This window comes from Candidatus Pelagibacter sp. HIMB1542 (assembly GCF_052047835.1).
In the GTDB taxonomy this organism is placed as follows: Bacteria; Pseudomonadota; Alphaproteobacteria; order Pelagibacterales; family Pelagibacteraceae; genus Pelagibacter.
Genome location: NZ_JBNAJB010000001.1, coordinates 697,407 through 714,589 on the forward strand (window position 1 = coordinate 697,407; position 17,183 = coordinate 714,589).

General features: G+C 31.3%; 17 protein-coding genes. 8 read left to right on the plus strand and 9 right to left on the minus strand.

Annotated features, from left to right (window positions below):
- Positions 1–6: 6 nt before the first annotated feature.
- On the plus strand, positions 7–633 hold the full coding sequence (locus ACTTBI_RS03840; RefSeq protein WP_440652625.1) for an AAA family ATPase: 627 nt from the start codon (positions 7–9) through the stop codon (positions 631–633).
- Here ACTTBI_RS03840 and ACTTBI_RS03845 read toward each other — a convergent pair.
- The 6 genes from ACTTBI_RS03845 to iolD all read right to left on the minus strand — a co-directional run bounded on the left by ACTTBI_RS03845 (position 630) and on the right by iolD (position 7,761).
- Complete coding sequence (locus ACTTBI_RS03845; protein ID WP_440614570.1) at positions 630–1,394, minus strand: ATP-binding cassette domain-containing protein; 765 nt, start codon at positions 1,392–1,394, stop codon at positions 630–632. The genes ACTTBI_RS03840 and ACTTBI_RS03845 overlap by 4 nt on opposite strands.
- Positions 1,394–2,488, minus strand: a complete 1,095-nt coding sequence (locus ACTTBI_RS03850; RefSeq protein ID WP_440614571.1) for an ABC transporter permease — start codon at positions 2,486–2,488, stop codon at positions 1,394–1,396. The genes ACTTBI_RS03845 and ACTTBI_RS03850 overlap by 1 nt, the downstream gene beginning before the upstream one ends.
- Before the next feature lie 91 nt (positions 2,489–2,579).
- Positions 2,580–3,605 (minus strand): sugar ABC transporter substrate-binding protein, encoded by a 1,026-nt coding sequence (locus ACTTBI_RS03855; protein WP_440614572.1) that lies wholly within the window; start codon positions 3,603–3,605, stop codon positions 2,580–2,582.
- A gap of 113 nt (positions 3,606–3,718) precedes the next feature.
- On the minus strand, positions 3,719–4,741 hold the full coding sequence (locus ACTTBI_RS03860; protein ID WP_440652627.1) for an NAD(P)-dependent oxidoreductase: 1,023 nt from the start codon (positions 4,739–4,741) through the stop codon (positions 3,719–3,721).
- Positions 4,742–4,752: 11 nt separating this feature from the next.
- Positions 4,753–5,910, minus strand: a complete 1,158-nt coding sequence (locus tag ACTTBI_RS03865) for a Gfo/Idh/MocA family protein (RefSeq protein ID WP_440635010.1) — start codon at positions 5,908–5,910, stop codon at positions 4,753–4,755.
- A 6-nt stretch (positions 5,911–5,916) separates the two neighbouring features.
- A complete protein-coding gene (gene iolD, locus ACTTBI_RS03870) occupies positions 5,917–7,761 on the minus strand; it encodes a 3D-(3,5/4)-trihydroxycyclohexane-1,2-dione acylhydrolase (decyclizing) (RefSeq protein ID WP_440652629.1) in 1,845 nt (614 codons plus the stop codon).
- A 95-nt stretch (positions 7,762–7,856) separates the two neighbouring features.
- Between iolD and ACTTBI_RS03875 the strand changes: the two genes are divergently transcribed.
- Both ACTTBI_RS03875 and ACTTBI_RS03880 read left to right on the plus strand, forming a co-directional pair.
- Positions 7,857–9,299: an NAD-dependent succinate-semialdehyde dehydrogenase gene (locus tag ACTTBI_RS03875; protein WP_440652631.1), complete on the plus strand. Its 1,443-nt coding sequence runs from the start codon at positions 7,857–7,859 to the stop codon at positions 9,297–9,299.
- Positions 9,300–9,301: 2 nt separating this feature from the next.
- Positions 9,302–10,096, plus strand: a complete 795-nt coding sequence (locus ACTTBI_RS03880; RefSeq protein WP_440652633.1) for an HpcH/HpaI aldolase family protein — start codon at positions 9,302–9,304, stop codon at positions 10,094–10,096.
- Here the strand turns inward: ACTTBI_RS03880 and ACTTBI_RS03885 are convergent.
- The 3 genes from ACTTBI_RS03885 to ACTTBI_RS03895 are packed head-to-tail and all read right to left on the minus strand — an operon-like array spanning position 10,093 to position 12,327.
- A complete protein-coding gene (locus ACTTBI_RS03885; protein ID WP_440652635.1) occupies positions 10,093–10,908 on the minus strand; it encodes a 3-methyl-2-oxobutanoate hydroxymethyltransferase in 816 nt (271 codons plus the stop codon). The genes ACTTBI_RS03880 and ACTTBI_RS03885 overlap by 4 nt on opposite strands.
- Complete coding sequence (locus ACTTBI_RS03890; protein ID WP_440652637.1) at positions 10,908–11,321, minus strand: MarR family transcriptional regulator; 414 nt, start codon at positions 11,319–11,321, stop codon at positions 10,908–10,910. Before ACTTBI_RS03890 ends, ACTTBI_RS03885 begins: the two co-directional genes overlap by 1 nt.
- A 28-nt stretch (positions 11,322–11,349) precedes the next feature.
- Positions 11,350–12,327: a DUF1907 domain-containing protein gene (locus tag ACTTBI_RS03895; protein ID WP_440652639.1), complete on the minus strand. Its 978-nt coding sequence runs from the start codon at positions 12,325–12,327 to the stop codon at positions 11,350–11,352.
- Positions 12,328–12,414: 87 nt separating this feature from the next.
- Here ACTTBI_RS03895 and ACTTBI_RS03900 point away from each other — a divergent pair, with 87 nt between their 5' ends.
- The 5 genes from ACTTBI_RS03900 to ACTTBI_RS03920 are packed head-to-tail and all read left to right on the plus strand — an operon-like array spanning position 12,415 to position 17,181.
- Positions 12,415–13,359, plus strand: a complete 945-nt coding sequence (locus tag ACTTBI_RS03900) for a ketopantoate reductase family protein (RefSeq protein WP_440652640.1) — start codon at positions 12,415–12,417, stop codon at positions 13,357–13,359.
- On the plus strand, positions 13,359–14,228 hold the full coding sequence (locus ACTTBI_RS03905; RefSeq protein ID WP_440652641.1) for a 2OG-Fe(II) oxygenase: 870 nt from the start codon (positions 13,359–13,361) through the stop codon (positions 14,226–14,228). Before ACTTBI_RS03900 ends, ACTTBI_RS03905 begins: the two co-directional genes overlap by 1 nt.
- A gap of 31 nt (positions 14,229–14,259) precedes the next feature.
- Positions 14,260–15,243, plus strand: a complete 984-nt coding sequence (locus ACTTBI_RS03910; protein WP_440652643.1) for a phytanoyl-CoA dioxygenase family protein — start codon at positions 14,260–14,262, stop codon at positions 15,241–15,243.
- 11 nt (positions 15,244–15,254) lie between these two features.
- Positions 15,255–16,175, plus strand: coding sequence for a DMT family transporter (locus tag ACTTBI_RS03915; protein WP_440652645.1), 921 nt, complete (start codon positions 15,255–15,257; stop codon positions 16,173–16,175).
- A gap of 49 nt (positions 16,176–16,224) precedes the next feature.
- Positions 16,225–17,181, plus strand: coding sequence for a hydroxyacid dehydrogenase (locus ACTTBI_RS03920; protein ID WP_440652646.1), 957 nt, complete (start codon positions 16,225–16,227; stop codon positions 17,179–17,181).
- The last annotated feature ends 2 nt before the right edge of the window (positions 17,182–17,183 follow it).

Genomic DNA, 17,183 nt, shown 5'->3' on the forward strand with positions numbered 1-17,183 from the left:
ATAATTATGAAAAGATTAAGCTATGAAGAACTTATCAGCGATTTAATAAAAAAATTAGATAATATAAAAAATAGATATTTGATAGCTTTAGCAGGACCTCCTGCTTCGGGGAAAACTACTGTTTCTGAAAAGATAACAAAAGATTTAAATCTAAAAGGATATCCATCAAATATTCTTCAGATGGATGCGTTTCATTATGATAATGGTATTTTAGAAAATAAAGGTTTACTATCCAAAAAAGGATCCTCTGAAACCTTTGATGTTATGGGTTTAAAAAATTTTTTAAATAGATTAAATGATGAAGATGAAGTTATTGTCCCAATTTTCGATCGTTCTTTAGAATTATCTAAATCATCAGCGGTTATAATTTCAAAAAAAACAAGAGTTATAATAGTTGAAGGAAATTATCTTCTTCTAAATTCTGAACCTTGGAAAAAATTACATAATTATTTTCAATCTAAAATCATAATTGATTGTGAAGAAAAAATTAGAGAAGAAAGGCTTGTAAAGCGTTGGGAAAATTTTAATTTACCTAAAGAAGAAATTCATAAAAAAGTATATGAAAACGATCTCCCGAACGGATTAAATGTTTTGAAAAATAGTATTGAAGCAGACTACACTTTAATTAATTAAGCTTTCGGCGGTTCTTTAGCTCCAGTCATGAATGCAACAGCATCTGACATTTCATATTTTTTTGGATCAATAACACATAATCTAGTTCCTAGTCGATGAATATGAATTCTGTCAGCTACCTCAAAGACATGAGGCATATTGTGAGAAATTAATATAATGGGAATTTTACGTGCTCTTACCTCACCTATTAACTCAAGAACCCTTCTGCTTTCTTTAACACCTAAGGCAGCTGTTGGCTCATCCATAATTACCACTTTAGTTCCAAATGATGTTGCTCTAGCTACAGCTACACCTTGTCTTTGACCTCCTGATAAAGTTTCTACTAATTGATCAATATTCTGAATTGTTAACAATCCTAGATCAGAAAGACGTTTTCTAGCTTCATCAGCCATAGCTTTTTTATCCAAAAATCTTAAAAATTTTCCTAGAAAACCTTTTTTTCTAATTTCCCTCCCCAGAAACATATTATCAGTAATTGATAAAGCTGGAGATAGAGCTAAGTTTTGATAAACGGTTTCTATACCTAGTTTTCTTGCCTCAATAGGAGAAGTAAAAGTTACATTCTCTCCATCTAAAAGTATTTCGCCACTATCAGGTATTACTGCTCCACATAAAACTTTAATTAAAGTTGATTTACCAGCGCCATTGTCTCCAATAACTCCTAACACCTCTCCAGGATAAAGCTCCAGATCAGCACTATCCAAAGCAACAACTCTTCCATATTTTTTTGATAAATTTTTTGCAACAAGAACAGGTTTCATTAATTTGATACCTTCCTAATCCATTGATCTATACCAACAGCAATAATGATCAAGCAACCAAGCGCGAACCTTTGCCATAAAACATCTAATCCAGCAATTGACAAACCAGAACTAAATACACCTACAATTAATGCTCCAAATAAAGATCCAATAATAGTTCCTCTTCCACCAAACAGTGAAGTACCACCTATTACAACTGCTGTAATAGAGTCAAGATTTCCTTCATAAAAACTTGTTGGTGAAACTGATCCGACTCTTCCTATTGAAACCCATGCTCCTATAGCAATAACCAATCCTGCAACAGCATAAATTGATACAAGCATTCTATCTGTTCTAATACCAGACAGCTCTGCAGCATCTTTATCATCTCCAATTGCATAGACATGTCTTCCCCATGCAGTCTTATTGAGCATAAACCATAAGAAAACAAATATAGCGATCATCAAGAAAGCACCGTAAGTAAATACGAAACCTCCAAGATTTATTCTTTCACCCCAAAAATGTAATAAAGGTGCATTCTCTTCAATTACTGAACTTCTTATAGATTGAGAACCAGTAAAAAAAATAACTAATGCAAAAAATATATTCCAAGTTCCAAGAGTAACAATAAATGGAGGTAATTTTAATCTTGTTACTAATAAACCATTTATAGCACCAGTCACAACTCCTGAAATCATACCTATTGCAATTGCAGGTAAAGTAGGCATCCCAAAATCAATTGAAAGTTTTCCCATAACGACTGATGCAAGAACCATCATTGCAGCAACACTTAAATCAATTCCAGCAGTTAAAATGATCAGTGTTTGTGCGGCAGCTAAAATTCCAACAATTGTTACCTGTTGAACAATCAAAGATAAATTAAATGCAGAAAAGAATTTTCCTCCAGCTATAAATCCAAAGGCAATTACGCTTAAAATTAAAATAATTACTGGAACAATAGTTGGATTACCATGTAGAAAATGTTGAAGTTTTTTTAAAAACGTTTGCTCACCAATATCAAATGTATGGTGGTCTTGAGCCTTGTCACCTATATCTGATGTAAACTTTGGCTGATCTTTTAAATCTTTTGATATGTCATCAGATATTTTGCTCATGAATAAAAAATAAAATTAATAATTACAGAATTTAAAGTCAAGTTTATCAGGGCAGAAATATTCTGCCCTGATAAAATGAAAAGTTATTGGATTATCCCCAACATCTGTCCATTCCTTCTTTAACACTTATTGAAGGAACGCCACTTGCAGCATCATCTGTAACTAAATTTACACCAGTATTAAAAAACTTTAATCCTGGAGAGTTCTCAGGTTTAGTTCCATTTTCTGCCCAAGCTTTAATAGCCTCAACACCTAAAGAAGCCATTAAAAGAGGATATTGTTGTGATGTAGCTCCAATTATACCTTTTTTAACATCAGCTACACCCGGACATCCACCATCAACAGAAGCAATTAATACACTTCCATCTGCTTTGCCCGCTGCTTTTAAAGCTTCATAAGCACCAACAGCTGCTGGTTCGTTAATTGTATATACCACATTAATGTCTCTATCTTTCTGAAGACATTTTTCCATTGCTGTTCTTCCACCTTCTTCGTTACCATTTGTAACTTCATTACAAATGATTCTTGGATCATCTTCGTCTCCCCATCTTGAAACGTCTTTGGTATCAATACCAAATCCGTTTAGGAAACCTTGGTCTCTTAAAACACCAACAGATGGTTGACTTTCATTAAGATCTAACATTGCAATTTTTGCATTAGCAGCATTTGCTCCTAATTTTGCAGCAACCCAAGCACCACCTAGTCTACCAGCTTCAAAGTTATCAGTAGCAAAAGTAGAGTCTGCAGCTGTGATTGGTTCTAAAGGTGTATCAAGCGCAATAACTAATAGACCGTTATCTTGTGCGTTTTTTAAAACTGGAACTATTGCTTTAGTATCAGATGCAGCAATTAAAATTCCTTTTGCACCAGATGCTATACAAGTTTCAACAGCTCTTACTTGAGTTTCATGGTCACCATCAATTTTTCCAGCAAAAAATGATAATTTTACACCTAACTCATTAGCCCGAGCCTCAGCACCTTCTTTCATTTTTACGAAAAATGGATTGATATCCGTCTTAGTAATCAAACAAGCTTCAATTGCAGCGTTCGCTGAAGTAGTCACAAAAAATAGACCACTTAAAATCATTGAAGCGAGAGTTAACGTTAGTTTTTTCATATATATCTCCCTTTTATTTATTAAGAGTTAAATGTAATTGGAAATGATTAGCAACAAAAAAAAACGCTCACAACTAAAAGTTGAATAAATTGTCAAACAAATAATTTTTAAATTTAGTTAACACTGACAGGTTTGGAGCTTAACAATTCAACTGTTTTTAATTGTGCTTTTTTACAATATTTTGGTTTTTGATTTTTTAAAATTAAATCCATATCTTTAAGAACTATATTTCCCATATCAAAAAAAGCCTCCTTTAATGCACCGGCTCTATGAGCTGAAAATAAAATATTTTTTACTTTTCTTATAGCATCATTTTTTCTTACAGGCTCTTCTGGAAATACATCAGTGGCCACATAAATATCTCCTTTTTTTAATCTAGTAACTAAATCTTTAAAATTAACAACTGCTGCTCTACTCATTAAAATAAATAAAGTATTTGGCTTCATTCTGTTTAACAATTTTTTATCAATTAAATTTTTATTTTCAGTTGTCACAGCTGCCAAAACATAAATTACTTCACATTTTGAAAACATCTCTTTTAAATTAATCGGCTGAAATCCATATTTTTTGATTACATTTTTTGGAAGCCATGGATCATAAACAGAGATATCTTTTGTAAATGGTAAAAGCAGTGGATAAAGAGATTTTGCTAAATCACCAAACCCTAATAAACCAATTTTTTTCCCTGACAACATTGATGCTTTAAGATTACTTTCTAAGCCATATTTCTCTTTACCTTTTAGAAAATCAAAATGCGCTTCATGAATATTTCTTAATAGGGATAATGTCATTCCTAATGCTATCTCAGCTACAGGTTTTGAAAAAACTGGAGAAGTAGCGATGACATGAATTCCTCTTTTATGACAATATTGATAATCAACATTGTTCATAAAATTACTTTCAACATTTATAATTGCTTTTAATTTAACTGCTTTTGACAAAAGCTTTTTATCTAGATCTGGTTGACCCATTATAAATGAAGCTTTGTGAATATTGCTTTCATAAAATTTTTTTTTGTTTTTACTTGGGGCTACAATAAGTGTGTATTTAGTTTTAAGTTCTTTTAGTTTTTTTTTTGTGAAAATTAGATCTAAAGTTCTTGGGAAAGGATCTGAAATTACAATTAATTTTTTCATAAGTTAAAAAATTAATTCATAATTTTTTTTATTTCCTCTAACGTAAATGGTTTAGGTTTTTTGCAAGTAGTCTTTATTTCTTGTGGAATACCTGTTTGAGAAGCTCTCATAGTTGAGTCTATGATATCTAAAACATGCAAAGAAAGCTCACCATTACATCTATGTTCTAAATTGTTTTCAATTGCATAAGCCATCTCAGATAGACCAGCTCCTCTATAATTTGCATTTGTTGGAGACTCATTTGCTCTTGAGCTTTGACTTTTAATGTTAATTTTTCCTAAAGGCATCATATCTGTTTTATGCTCACCCCAATTACCACCAGCAGTCACTGAAACAAAAGCTGATCCACCAAACATATTTGGATCAGGAACAATAATTGATCCTTTGTTCCCATATAGCTCTATGTGATTTCTTTGATGAGCGACCACATCAAATGATAAAGTAATCTGTATGATGCAATCATTTTCAAATTGTATAGTTGCAAGATAAGTTGTTGGAGTTTCTACTTTAAATTTTTGACCTTTTTTTGGGCCTATCCCAATTTCTCTTTCTTCAAAAACTTTTGTACATCTTCCTTGTACTTGTTTTGCTGGACCAATTAAATTTACTAATGCCGTAAGATAATATGGACCCATATCTATTACGGGACCCCCTTCATTTTCAGCAAACCAAGGTTCTGGGTTTGGATGATAAGATTGCACTCCAGGGAAAGCAAAAATAGCATTACCTAATTTAATGTCACCAATTACACCGTTATCAATGAGTTCACGAGTTTTCTGAATGCCCCCACCCAAAAAAGTATCTGGTGCATTTCCAATATAAAGATTTTTCTCTTTAGCAAGTTCAACTAATTTTTTTCCATCTTCAAAGTTAACAGCCATAGGTTTTTCAGCATAAGAATGCTTACCATTTTCTAAAGCCATTTTTGAAACTTCAAAATGCGCACCAGGAATTGTAAGGTTTAATATTATTTCAATCTCTTTATCTTTAAGAAGTTCTTCAACAGTTACAGCTTCAATATTGTAATGAATTGCACACTTCTTCGCTGTTTCCATATTAATATCAGCGCATTTAACAATTCTGATATTATTGAAATACTCCTGAGCTCTAAAATAAGTTTCTGAAATATGACCACATCCTATAAGGCCAACTTTAAATACTTTGTTCATAAAGGATTAAATACCTTGTCTTTGCTTGCTTCTTCCTTCTTTATAAAGTTTTAAAGCTTCTTCATTTTCTTTAGTAGTTGGAATTTCTAAAGTTGGACTATCCCAAAAAGATGATCCTTCTACCCATTTATAAGCATGGGTTTTAATTGAAATAACATAAGTTACATCAGACGCTTTAGCTCTTTTAAATGCAGCTTCAAGATCTGAAATTGAAGTAACGTGTTCAGATTTCGCACCCATACTCTCTGCATGTTTTGCAAAATCTACATCTACTAAACCAGGAGTATTAGAACTCTTTAATAAGTTATTATACTCTTTTCCGCCTTTGAATAATTGAAGTCGGTTTATAACTGCAAAGCCTCCATTATCACAAACAACTATGATCAATTTATTTTTTGTAATTACTGACGAATAAATATCAGTGTTATTTAATAGATAAGAACCATCGCCAACAAATGAGATCACCTCTTTATCTGGATTAGCCATCTTAATTCCTAATGCTCCAGATATTTCATAACTCATACAACTAAAGCCCCACTCTGTTTCGTGGGTATTAAGTTCTCTTGGTCTCCATACTTGAATTACTTCACCTACCAAACCTCCTGCAGCTGTAACTGCAATATCTGTTGGATCAGAATTTCTGTAAATAGCACCAATTACCTGAACATAACTTGGAACTTCCTGATTAGTTGGAGCGCTCTCTTTATCTATATGTTCATTCCATGACTTAAGTTCTGTTTGAGATTTCTTATTCCAATCTTCCCCTGCTTTCCAATCACCTAAGGCTTGAGAAAGTTCAGTTAATGAAACTTTTGCATCTCCAACAACAGCTTGAGCTAAATGTTTATTAGCATCATATCTTGATACATTGATTGAAACTAGTTTGAAATTCTCATTTTCAAAATTTGCCCATGATCCTGTTGTAAAATCAGCAAGTTTTGTACCTACAGCAATAGCAAGATCAGTTTGTTTTGCTAATGTGTTTGTATTTTTTCCACCAAGTCCTCCAATTTGACCTGCAAAATGAGAATGATCTCTCTTGATTGTTGAATAACCCATTACAGTTTGTGTAACTGGAATATTGTGTTTGATTGCAAACTGACTTAACTCTTCCATTGCATCTGAATAAAAAACTCCCCCTCCAGATATAATGATGGGATTTTTTGAAGATTTAATTTTTTCAGCTGCCTCTTTAATTTGAAATTCATCTGGTCTAGGTCGTCTAATTGTGTGAACTTTTTCTTGGAAAAATTCTTCTGGATAATCAAAAGTTTGACCTTGGATATCTTGACTTAACGCAATACATGCAGGACCACAATCAGCAGGATCTAACATTGTTTGAACTGCTATTGGAAATGATTGAATTATTTGTTCAGGTCTAGTGATACGATCAAAATATCTTGTAACTGGTTTGAAAGCATCGTTTGCAGTTACACTTGGATTGTTAAAATGTTCAACTTGTTGCAATACTGGATCTGGCATTCTATTTGCATAAGTATCACCAGGTAAAAATAAAATTGGCAATCTATTACTCATTGCTACTGCTGCTGCAGTAACCATGTTGGTTGCTCCTGGACCAACAGATGATGTAGCAACAAAAATTTGTTGTCTTCTTTTAGCTCTAGCGTAACCTATTCCTGTTAAAGCCATATTTTGTTCATGATGGCCTCTATAAGTTGGTAATTCTTTTTGATTTTCTTCAAGTGCTTGACCTAAGCACGCTACATTTCCGTGCCCAAAAATTCCAAAGACACCAGGAAAGAGTGGTTCTTTTTTGCTGTTAATTAATATTTTTTGAGCTATTAAATATTTTACGATTGCATGTGCACAAGTAAGAGTGATTTTTTTCATAATTGGGTTTATTTTTTTTATGTATAATGTTTATATATATTTATATTTATAAATTAAAAAACCCAACTTAGTAAACCTTAAAAAAATAAAAAATTATGTATAGCAAATTTGGACAATTCATTGATGGAAAATGGCAAGAAGCAGAAAAAAAAGAGACATATGATGTAATCAACCCTGCAACTGAGGAAGTGATTGGAAAAGCATCAAAAGCATCTTCAGCAGATGTACAAAAAGCATTAAAGTCAGCTGAGAAAGGTCTTAAAGTTTGGAGTAACACTACGCCATGGCAAAGATCATATGTAATAAGAAAAATTGCAGATCTAATGAGAGAGAAAAAAGATGTTCTTGCTAAATGGTTAACACTTGAGGTTGGTAAACCTCTTGCTGAAGGAGTTGGAGAAGTTGGTGGAGGAGCTGATATATTTGAGTGGAATGCTGAAGAAACAAAAAGAATTTACGGTCAAACAGTTCAAAGTAGATTTCCTGACACAAGAGTTTATGTTTATTATCAGCCAGTAGGTGTTGTGGCTGCTTTAATACCATGGAACTTTCCAATTATTTTGGCTGCAAGAAAAATTTCAACAGCATTAGCAGCAGGTTGCTCTGTAATTTGTAAACCAGATGTAATTACACCTGGTGCAGTTATGGAATTAGTTAATATCTGTAAAGAAGCAGGTGTTCCTAATGGAGTGGTTAATTTATTATCTGGCGATCCTGCAGAAATTTCAAATGAACTATTAGAGTCTGATATTATTAAAAAAGTATCAATCACAGGCTCAACAAGAGTTGGTAAATTAATATTAAAGAAAGCAGCAGATAAAGTTCAAAGAGTAACGATGGAACTTAGTGGTCATTCACCTTTTATTGTATGTGATGATGTTGATATGAATAAAGTTGCAGATATTGCGATTACTGCAAAATTCAGAAACAATGGACAAGTTTGTATCTCTCCAAATAGATTTTATATCCAAGAAAATAAAAAAGATGAATTTCTTGGAGCGTTTATGGATAGAGCAAAGAAATTAAAAATTGGAAATGGTATGGATGAAGGAACTATCTTAGGTCCTTTAACAACTGCAAAAAGATTAGAGGAAATTGAAAAACTAGTTGAGACAACAAAAAATGAAGGAGCCAATGTTTTGATGGGAGGAAAAAGACCTTCGGGTTTTAACAAAGGTTATTTTTATGAGCCAACTGTTTTTGATAATGTAAAAGACGATTTTACGATTATGAGAGAAGAGCCATTTGGTCCTCTCGTACCCGTTCTTACGTTTAAAACATTTGATGAAGTTATTGAAAGAGCAAACAATAATGACCTTGGTTTATGCAGTTATTTGTATACAAATAACATGGATCAAGCCAACAGAGGTTCTGAAATGTTAGAGTCTGGTTGCGTTGCCGTTAATACTGGTGCAGTTGCTGTAGCAGAAGCTCCTTTTGGTGGTATCAAACAAACTGGTTATGGACGTGAAGGTGGATCAATGGCGATCAAAGATTATCTAAACGTTAAATACACTCACATGGCATTAAAGGTATAATAATGAGAAAAAATAAAATTAAACAAATGATGAAAGACGGTAAACCCGTCATTAATGGTTGGTGCGCAATTCCAAGTACTGCATCTGCTGAAGCAATGGCACATCAAGGTTGGGATTCATTAACTATAGATATGCAACATGGATTAGTTGATTACAGTAATGCTCTTCCAATGCTTCAAACAATTTCGACAACGGATGTCACTCCACTTGCTAGAGTTAATTGGAATGAACCAGGTCAAATAATGAAAATTTTAGATGCTGGTTGTTATGGAATTGTTTGTCCAATGGTAAGCAATAGAAAAGAAGCTGAAAATTTTGTTCAAGCATGTATGTACCCACCTGATGGTTACAGAAGCTTTGGTCCTGTTAGAGGATTAATTTATGGTGGCGCAGATTATGCAGATCACGCTAATAAAGAAATTCTTAAATTAGCAATGATAGAAACAAAAGAGTCTTTAGAAAATTTAGATGAGATAATGTCTACACCAGGTGTTGATGGTATTTATATTGGGCCTGCAGACTTAAGTTTAGCAATTGGAGAAAAGCCTGGCTTTGATCGAGCTGAAACTACAAAGGCTTATTCTGAAATTTTGAGAATTCTAGAACATGCGAAGAAAAATAATATTTTTGCAGGAATTCACAATGGTACAACAGACTACGCAATGAAGATGATTGAAAAAGGTTTTGATTTTGTAACGATAGCTTCTGATTTAAGAGCTTTAAGTGCTGGTGCAAAAGCGACTGTAGATAAGATGAAAGGTTCTTTATCTAAAAAAGACGACGACGCTACTTATTAATCAAGTTGATTTAAAAATTCTTCAAACTGATTTTTATCTAAGTTAGAAGATTGTTTTTTACCTGGAAACTTTCCAGTCATAGAATCTTTTTTAAATGCTTTAAGAGCTTTAACTCTTTCAACTTTAATTTCATTTCTAAGTTTTAATAAGTTTCCATAAGCTTTAGAATGTCTTGGAGGATTTTCGGTATCACCACAAATATCTTCTATAAATAAATACATCACATCTGCATTTCTTCCTGATCCTAAAGAGACAGTAACAATGTCTGTTCGTTTAGAAATTTCTCCCATCACATTTTCAGGTATTACTTCACACTCAGCAGAAAAAGCTCCTGCATCTTCTAATCTTTTAAATTTTTGAAATAATTCATAAGCTTCATTTGCTGTTTTACCAACTGCTCGAAGTCCACCTATCCAAGTTGATTTTCTTGGAACTAATCCTAAGTGACCCATAACAGGCACATCTTCCTTTGCTAGCATTTCTACTATATCCATACTTCTTGGCGTCATCACTGCATCAGCACCATTTTCTAAAGCTTTAAACGCTCCTCGCATAATGTCATCTGCTGTTACAAATTCATTCAAAACTAAGGCTGCGGTTAAAAAAAGGTTTTTAGACCCTTCCCTAACTGGAACAACATTTCTAGCGTTAGCAATAATCATGTCAAAGCCAGCTTTTTCTGCAGCAGCTGCTTCATCAACAGTATTTGCAGTAACTTGAGTAAATTTTCTTTTACCTTTGGCTGCTTTTAAATCACCTACTGTAGTAGATCTTTTGGCTGGTTTTGCAGCCCATGTATATACATTCTTCATTAAATATCTTTATAAAGGACGTCTCTTCGATCAATAAATTCCTCAAAAGTCTTAATAGTAACAACTGATGGTAAAATAAAAATTGATCTTTTGTCCTTTTCGTTTCTAATAATTCTAAAATAACCTTTTTTGATTGCTGTATCGATATAAACATTAGAAGTTAAATAAGATTTCTCTATAACTCTTAATAGTTCATTTTTTGTAATAGATTTATTTTTATAATAAGCAAGCATCACCATGTGCAGCATAATCCAATGTTGAGGTGTCAGAGAAAACCAATTTAATAAATCATTTGCTAACCTTCCCTCAAAATCTCCAAGTGAAATTTCAGCTAATGTAATTCTTTTTTGAGTTGATTTTGAAATTTTTTTCTGTTCTTCAAAATTTTTTGGATACTTAAACTGTCTTTTCATTTAAATAAACTTAAACTTAATAAGTTTTCTATTCAATACTATTTTTGCTAAGTAGTTCTTTATAAATATTATTAACTCTATGCACTTCTGAGGCTGTATTAAAATATCCTTCATATTCTATTTCATCTGGTGTTACATCAAAATGGTAATGACCAGCATCTTTATCATGTTCATAAGAATGAAAATGTGTATGTTCACCAGACTCTCTTAAATTTAATTCTCCTCCAGTAGGATCTCCAGTCCAAAGTACTGTATAACATTGTAATTTTGGACCAACAGGTTCATAAAATTGAAGAAAATCTTTTACACACTTCATTTGTTTTGGATCATAGTATTCATGTTTAATATCTTTATAATCTGGTTGAACATGAGATCTTACTTTTCCTTCTAAAATTCTAAACACACCTGCAATAGCAATATGTTCATTTTCTTTGAGATTTAAATTATTAGACAAAGAAGACCTCATTGCTTGTGGAAGTGAACCTTGATCGCCTGATCTTCCTTTGATTTTTATTTTAATTACTTTTCCTTGCTTACCATCGGTATAATAAATATTCCCAAGTCCACCGTGTTTTCTTGCACTATATTTTTCTACAATACATTTTTTATCAGGACTTACTCTTGCAATTATAGATCTAGACTCTTCTGTAATTAAATTTTCATTAATTACTAATTCTCCACAGTGACCTTCCAAACATGACATTGCACCAGATCCAGCACCTAAAGCATAAGATTTTTCTGATCCAATCATTTTAGAAATTTCTTGGTAATCAAATTCAGCACCGATAAAATTAGGATCATGCATGTATGGTTCACCACCAACATCAATGATTTTTTGGTTGCCGCTTATTCCTTCAGATGGACAATCCCATTCACGAAGATTAGGACAATCTACAACTTCTACTTCAACATTTTTAAAATTTTCTGAAAGTCCTTTTTTTAATGCACTCGCTATATCTTCAAGTGAATGATTTGTGAAAGTTCCTTTTTCTATTTTTAATTGCATGATGTTAATAAGCTATAATTTATTTTGCATATTGTCTATAGATAATATATATAATTTCTATACATAAATAATTTAAAAAAGGTAACGATGATAAATAAAGATTTGAAAGTAGCCGTATTAGGTGCAGGTGCTATGGGCTGCCTGTTTGGAGGATTGCTAGCTGAAAAAGGTTTAAATGTAACTTTAATTGACGTTTGGAAAGAGCATGTTGATGCAATTAATAAATATGGTTTGAAAATGGATGGTCACGGTGGTGATCGTATAATTAAAGTTAATGCTACTTCAGATCCGTCATCGTTAGATAAAATGGATGCAGTGATTGTTATGTGTAAAGCAACTGCATTAGAACCAGCACTAAATAGCATTAAAAATATTATTGGTGAAAAAACAGTTTTCATGTCTTTTCAAAATGGAATTGGTCATGAAGCAATAATTCAAAGTATCGTTGGAAATGAAAAAGTAATCGGTGGAACAACAACACAAGCTTCAAATATTTTAGGACCTGGTCATATAATGAACCATGGCGCATTGCCTTCATGGATTGGTGAATATGAAGGAGGAATAACAGAAAGAATTACAGAAATAGCTGATACTTTTACTGCACATAATTTAGAAATGATTGCAGCTGAAGATGTAAAAAAAAGAAAATGGATGAAACTTTTTGCCCTAACAGCAATTGGTCCTCTTTCAGCTATATTTGATCTACATCACACCGATCTATACGTAAACAATAAGGCTAATGATGTTTCAAGAGGACTTGGTAAAGAAATCATTTTAGAGACAAGAGAAGTAGCGCTTGCTGATGGAGTTAATGTTTCTGAAGATGAGTGTCTATTTATGTTCAATAAAATTGTAGATTCGATGCAAACTAACAAATCTTCAATGGCTTTTGATGTTCAATACAAAAGAAAAACAGAAATTGATTTTATAAGTGGTGCTGTTTCTAAAATTGGAAAAAAACATGGAGTAAAAACACCTTTAAATGACCTGATGTATAAAATGATTAAGGTGAAAGAAGGTATGTATAGTTAATGCTTAAAATTAATCGATTAAAAAAAATTAAAAGTAATTTTCCTGTACTAGTTGGAGACAAAGTTGTTGAAAAAAATACATGTAATTTATTAATTGATGAGATTAGTAAATCTAAAGCTTTTGACGACATGATTATGGGTGGTCGAAGCAGAATTAATAAAGGTTCAAAAAATTTTAATAACTATATTAAATCTTCAAATAACTCTGCAAAACTCTTTAAACTTTTTAATAGCAAAGCATTTTATAAAAAAATTGAAACTCTTTTTTCTAAAAATTTTAAAGATGGATCTTGGACAAACACATATAAACCAAAAATATTTAATCAAAAAAAATTTACTATTAAAAAGAAATTAAATTCAAGTGAGTTAAAAAAACTATTAGGAAATAATTACACTAACCCAAAAGTTAATTTGGACATTGATTTTTCGGTTTCTAAAGGAGGGTATAGATTACGTCCTCATCGAGATGATATTACCAGATTGTATAATTTCTTAATTTATCTAACGGATATTCCAAAAAAAAATGGAGGATCGCTTACAATCTATAGAAAAAAATCTAAGAAAAATTTGAGAAAAAGTTTCAGAAGATTTCCAAAAATGAGTGAATTGGAAGTGGTCAAAGCTTTCACACCAAAGAAAGGAACTGTGGTATTTTTTCAATCAACACCAAATTCTTATCATGGAGTTAAGCGATTTATAGAAAAAAACTGTCCAAAAAGATTTTTTATTTATGGAAGTTATGCACTCAATAAACCTGTTATTTGGAATTTTAAAGGAACAGCTTACTATCCTCACATCATCAGTACCAAGAAAAGAATGTTAACTTCTTTTCATGATGCAAACTATTTAACATCTGCGCCTAAGAATTGATATTGTTTAAAAATTCTACTAGGTTCTGTTAATGGCAAATAATCTACAAAAAAAATTGTTTGAACAAGGATATTTAAAAGTAAAAAAAGTTCTTAATTTTCAAAGGGATTTAAAGCCAATCCTTAATGACATGGAATTTGTAATGGATTGTTTGATCCAAAAATTTGCAAAAAAAAAAGATGTAAAAAAAGTTCTTAATTTAGATTTTAAAAAAAAATATTCTTATATATCAAAATTAAAAATTGATGATTTAGATCAATATTTTAATACTAGATTGCCAAGAGATCACGTCAAGAAAGATAGTGATTATTTTGCTACGCAGTCTTTATGGAATTTAATCACAAATAAAAATATTTTAGATGTTGTTGAAAAAATTTTAGGAAAAGAAATTATGTCTAATCCAGTGCAAAATACTAGAATTAAACAACCTGAAAAAAAATTACCAAAAGGATCAGTTTTAGATGGTTTAAGTGGAAGAACACCTTGGCATCAGGATGCTGCTGTTCTTAACACTAAAGGACAAAAGTTAACGGACATGGTTACTGTATGGATACCTTTTACAAAAACTACAAAAAAAAATGGGTGCATGATTACTGTTAAGAAAATTAATAAAATGGGATTATTAAATCATATTGCTGGTTATAGGGGCCAAGTAGAAATTAAAGACAGCAAATTACTAGATAAAATGGAACATATTCACTTAGAGGCAGATGTTGGAGATGTAATTCTTTTACACAAACATTCAATTCATTGTTCTTTGCCTAACAGATCAAATGATTTTAGAATAAGTGCAGACCTTAGATATAACGTAGCCGGTCAACCTTCTGGAAGAGATCCACTTCCAAATTTCTATGTAAGAAGTAAAAACAAAAAAAATCTCAAAATTCAGAATTTTAAACAATGGTTAGCTCTTTGGGAAAAAGCAAAAGAAAAATGCATTCCACGTAAATATGCCTTTAAATATCCTTTACCAACGTTTAAGAATAGTAAAAGAGATCTTTCAAAATTATTATAAAAAATTAATAAATGAATTCAGTAACTACCCGTGTCTACTCGGTAGACTTTTTTTTAGCAATTCTTGGCTATTCCTTATTTGTTATCATGGACTCTATAGCAAAAGAATTGACAAATTATTATCATGTAACACAAATAATATTTATTAATTCTTTATCGGCCTTACTGCCAATTTTACTTTACACGCAAGTTAGAAATTCCTGGAAAAAAATTAAAACCAAAAACTTTTTTGTACATTTAGTTAGAGCAATAACTTTAATAATTTCGATGGGATTATTTTTTCTTTGTATAAATAAACTTCCACTTACAACTATGTATAGTATTATCTTCTTTACACCCTTTGTATTAACAATTGGTTCAGTAATCTTTCTAAAAGAAAAAGTAAGTTGGAGAAGATATACAGCAATATTAGTAGGTTTTATTGGAACAATAATTGCAATTGATCCTTTTGGGAAAGAAATAAATAACTATGTGTTATTGGCTTTATTAATACCTGTTTTTTCTTCAGTAGGTCATTTGTTGGTTAAAAAATACGGTCAATCAGAGAGTGTGTATTCATTTTTAATAATTGGAAAGTTAATTTTAATTGTTATTTCAGGTGTGATTACATTTGAGCTTTATATTCCAATGACAAAAACAGATTTCTTTTTAAATTTTAATGCGGGCTTATTAAGAGGAATGGGAATGATTTTTATTATAAACTCTGCTCGACATCTCCCTTCCTCAATATTTGCAAATACACAATATGTTCAATTATTAATTGGTGCATTGATCGGTTTTTATATATTTAATGAGATCCCTACTTGGAATATTTATTTTGGAAATGTTTTTATAATTGGAGCTGGAATTTATATCGTTTTAAGAGAGATAAAACTTTCTAAAAATATTGTATCAAATTCAATAAGACCAACAACGATTTCAATAAAAAAGTAAGTAATTTAATTTAATATTTAATATAATTTATTTTTGTGTATAAAAACTTATGAAAAAAATTTTAGTTATTCAGCCTATTCATGAAGCAGGAATGGAATTACTTAAAAATAATTCAAATTATGAATTTGAAGTTGTAGAAAATATTGATCCAGAATTTCTTAAATCAAAAATTAAAGATTGTGATGCAGCATCAATTAGAACAGCAAAATTAACTGGAGATGTAATTGAAGCGGCCAAAAAATTAAAAATAATTTCAAGACATGGTGTTGGTTACGATAATATTGATTTAGAAACATCAAAAAAAAATAATCTAACTCTAGCTATTACTGCAACAGCAAATGCTGTGGCTGTAGCTGAACATGTAATGTTTATGTTGCTCAATATTTCTAAAAGAAAGAGTATGTATGATAATACTGTTAAAGATGGAAAATTTAAAGACCGAAATAAATTACCCAAGACTGTAGAACTTTGGGGTAAAAATATATTAATTGCTGGATTTGGTAGAATTGGTCAAGCTCTTATAAAAAGATGTTTGGGTTTTGAAATGAAGATTTTTGTTTATGACCCTTTTGTCTCTAAAGATGTAATTGAAAAATTAGGTGGAATAAAAGTTGAGAGTATGGAAGATGCTTGTAGAGATATGGACGCAATTTCTCTTCATATCCCATTAAATGATAAAACTAAAAACATAATTAATTATGATTTGCTCAAAACTATGAAAAAGAATTGTATTATAATAAATGCTGCTAGAGGCGGAATTGTTAACGAAATTGATTTAGATAAGGCTCTAAAAGAAGATTTAATTTTTGGTGCTGGTTTGGATGTTTTTGAAATTGAACCTCCAGAGACAAACAATCCTTTACTTAAAAACGATAAAGTCTTTCTAAGTCCACACACTGCAGCTTTTACCGAAGAATGCATGACTAGAATGGGTAAAGAGACAATACAGAATATTATCGATTTTTTTGATGAAAAGTTAGAAAAATCTAAAATTGTAAATTTATAATA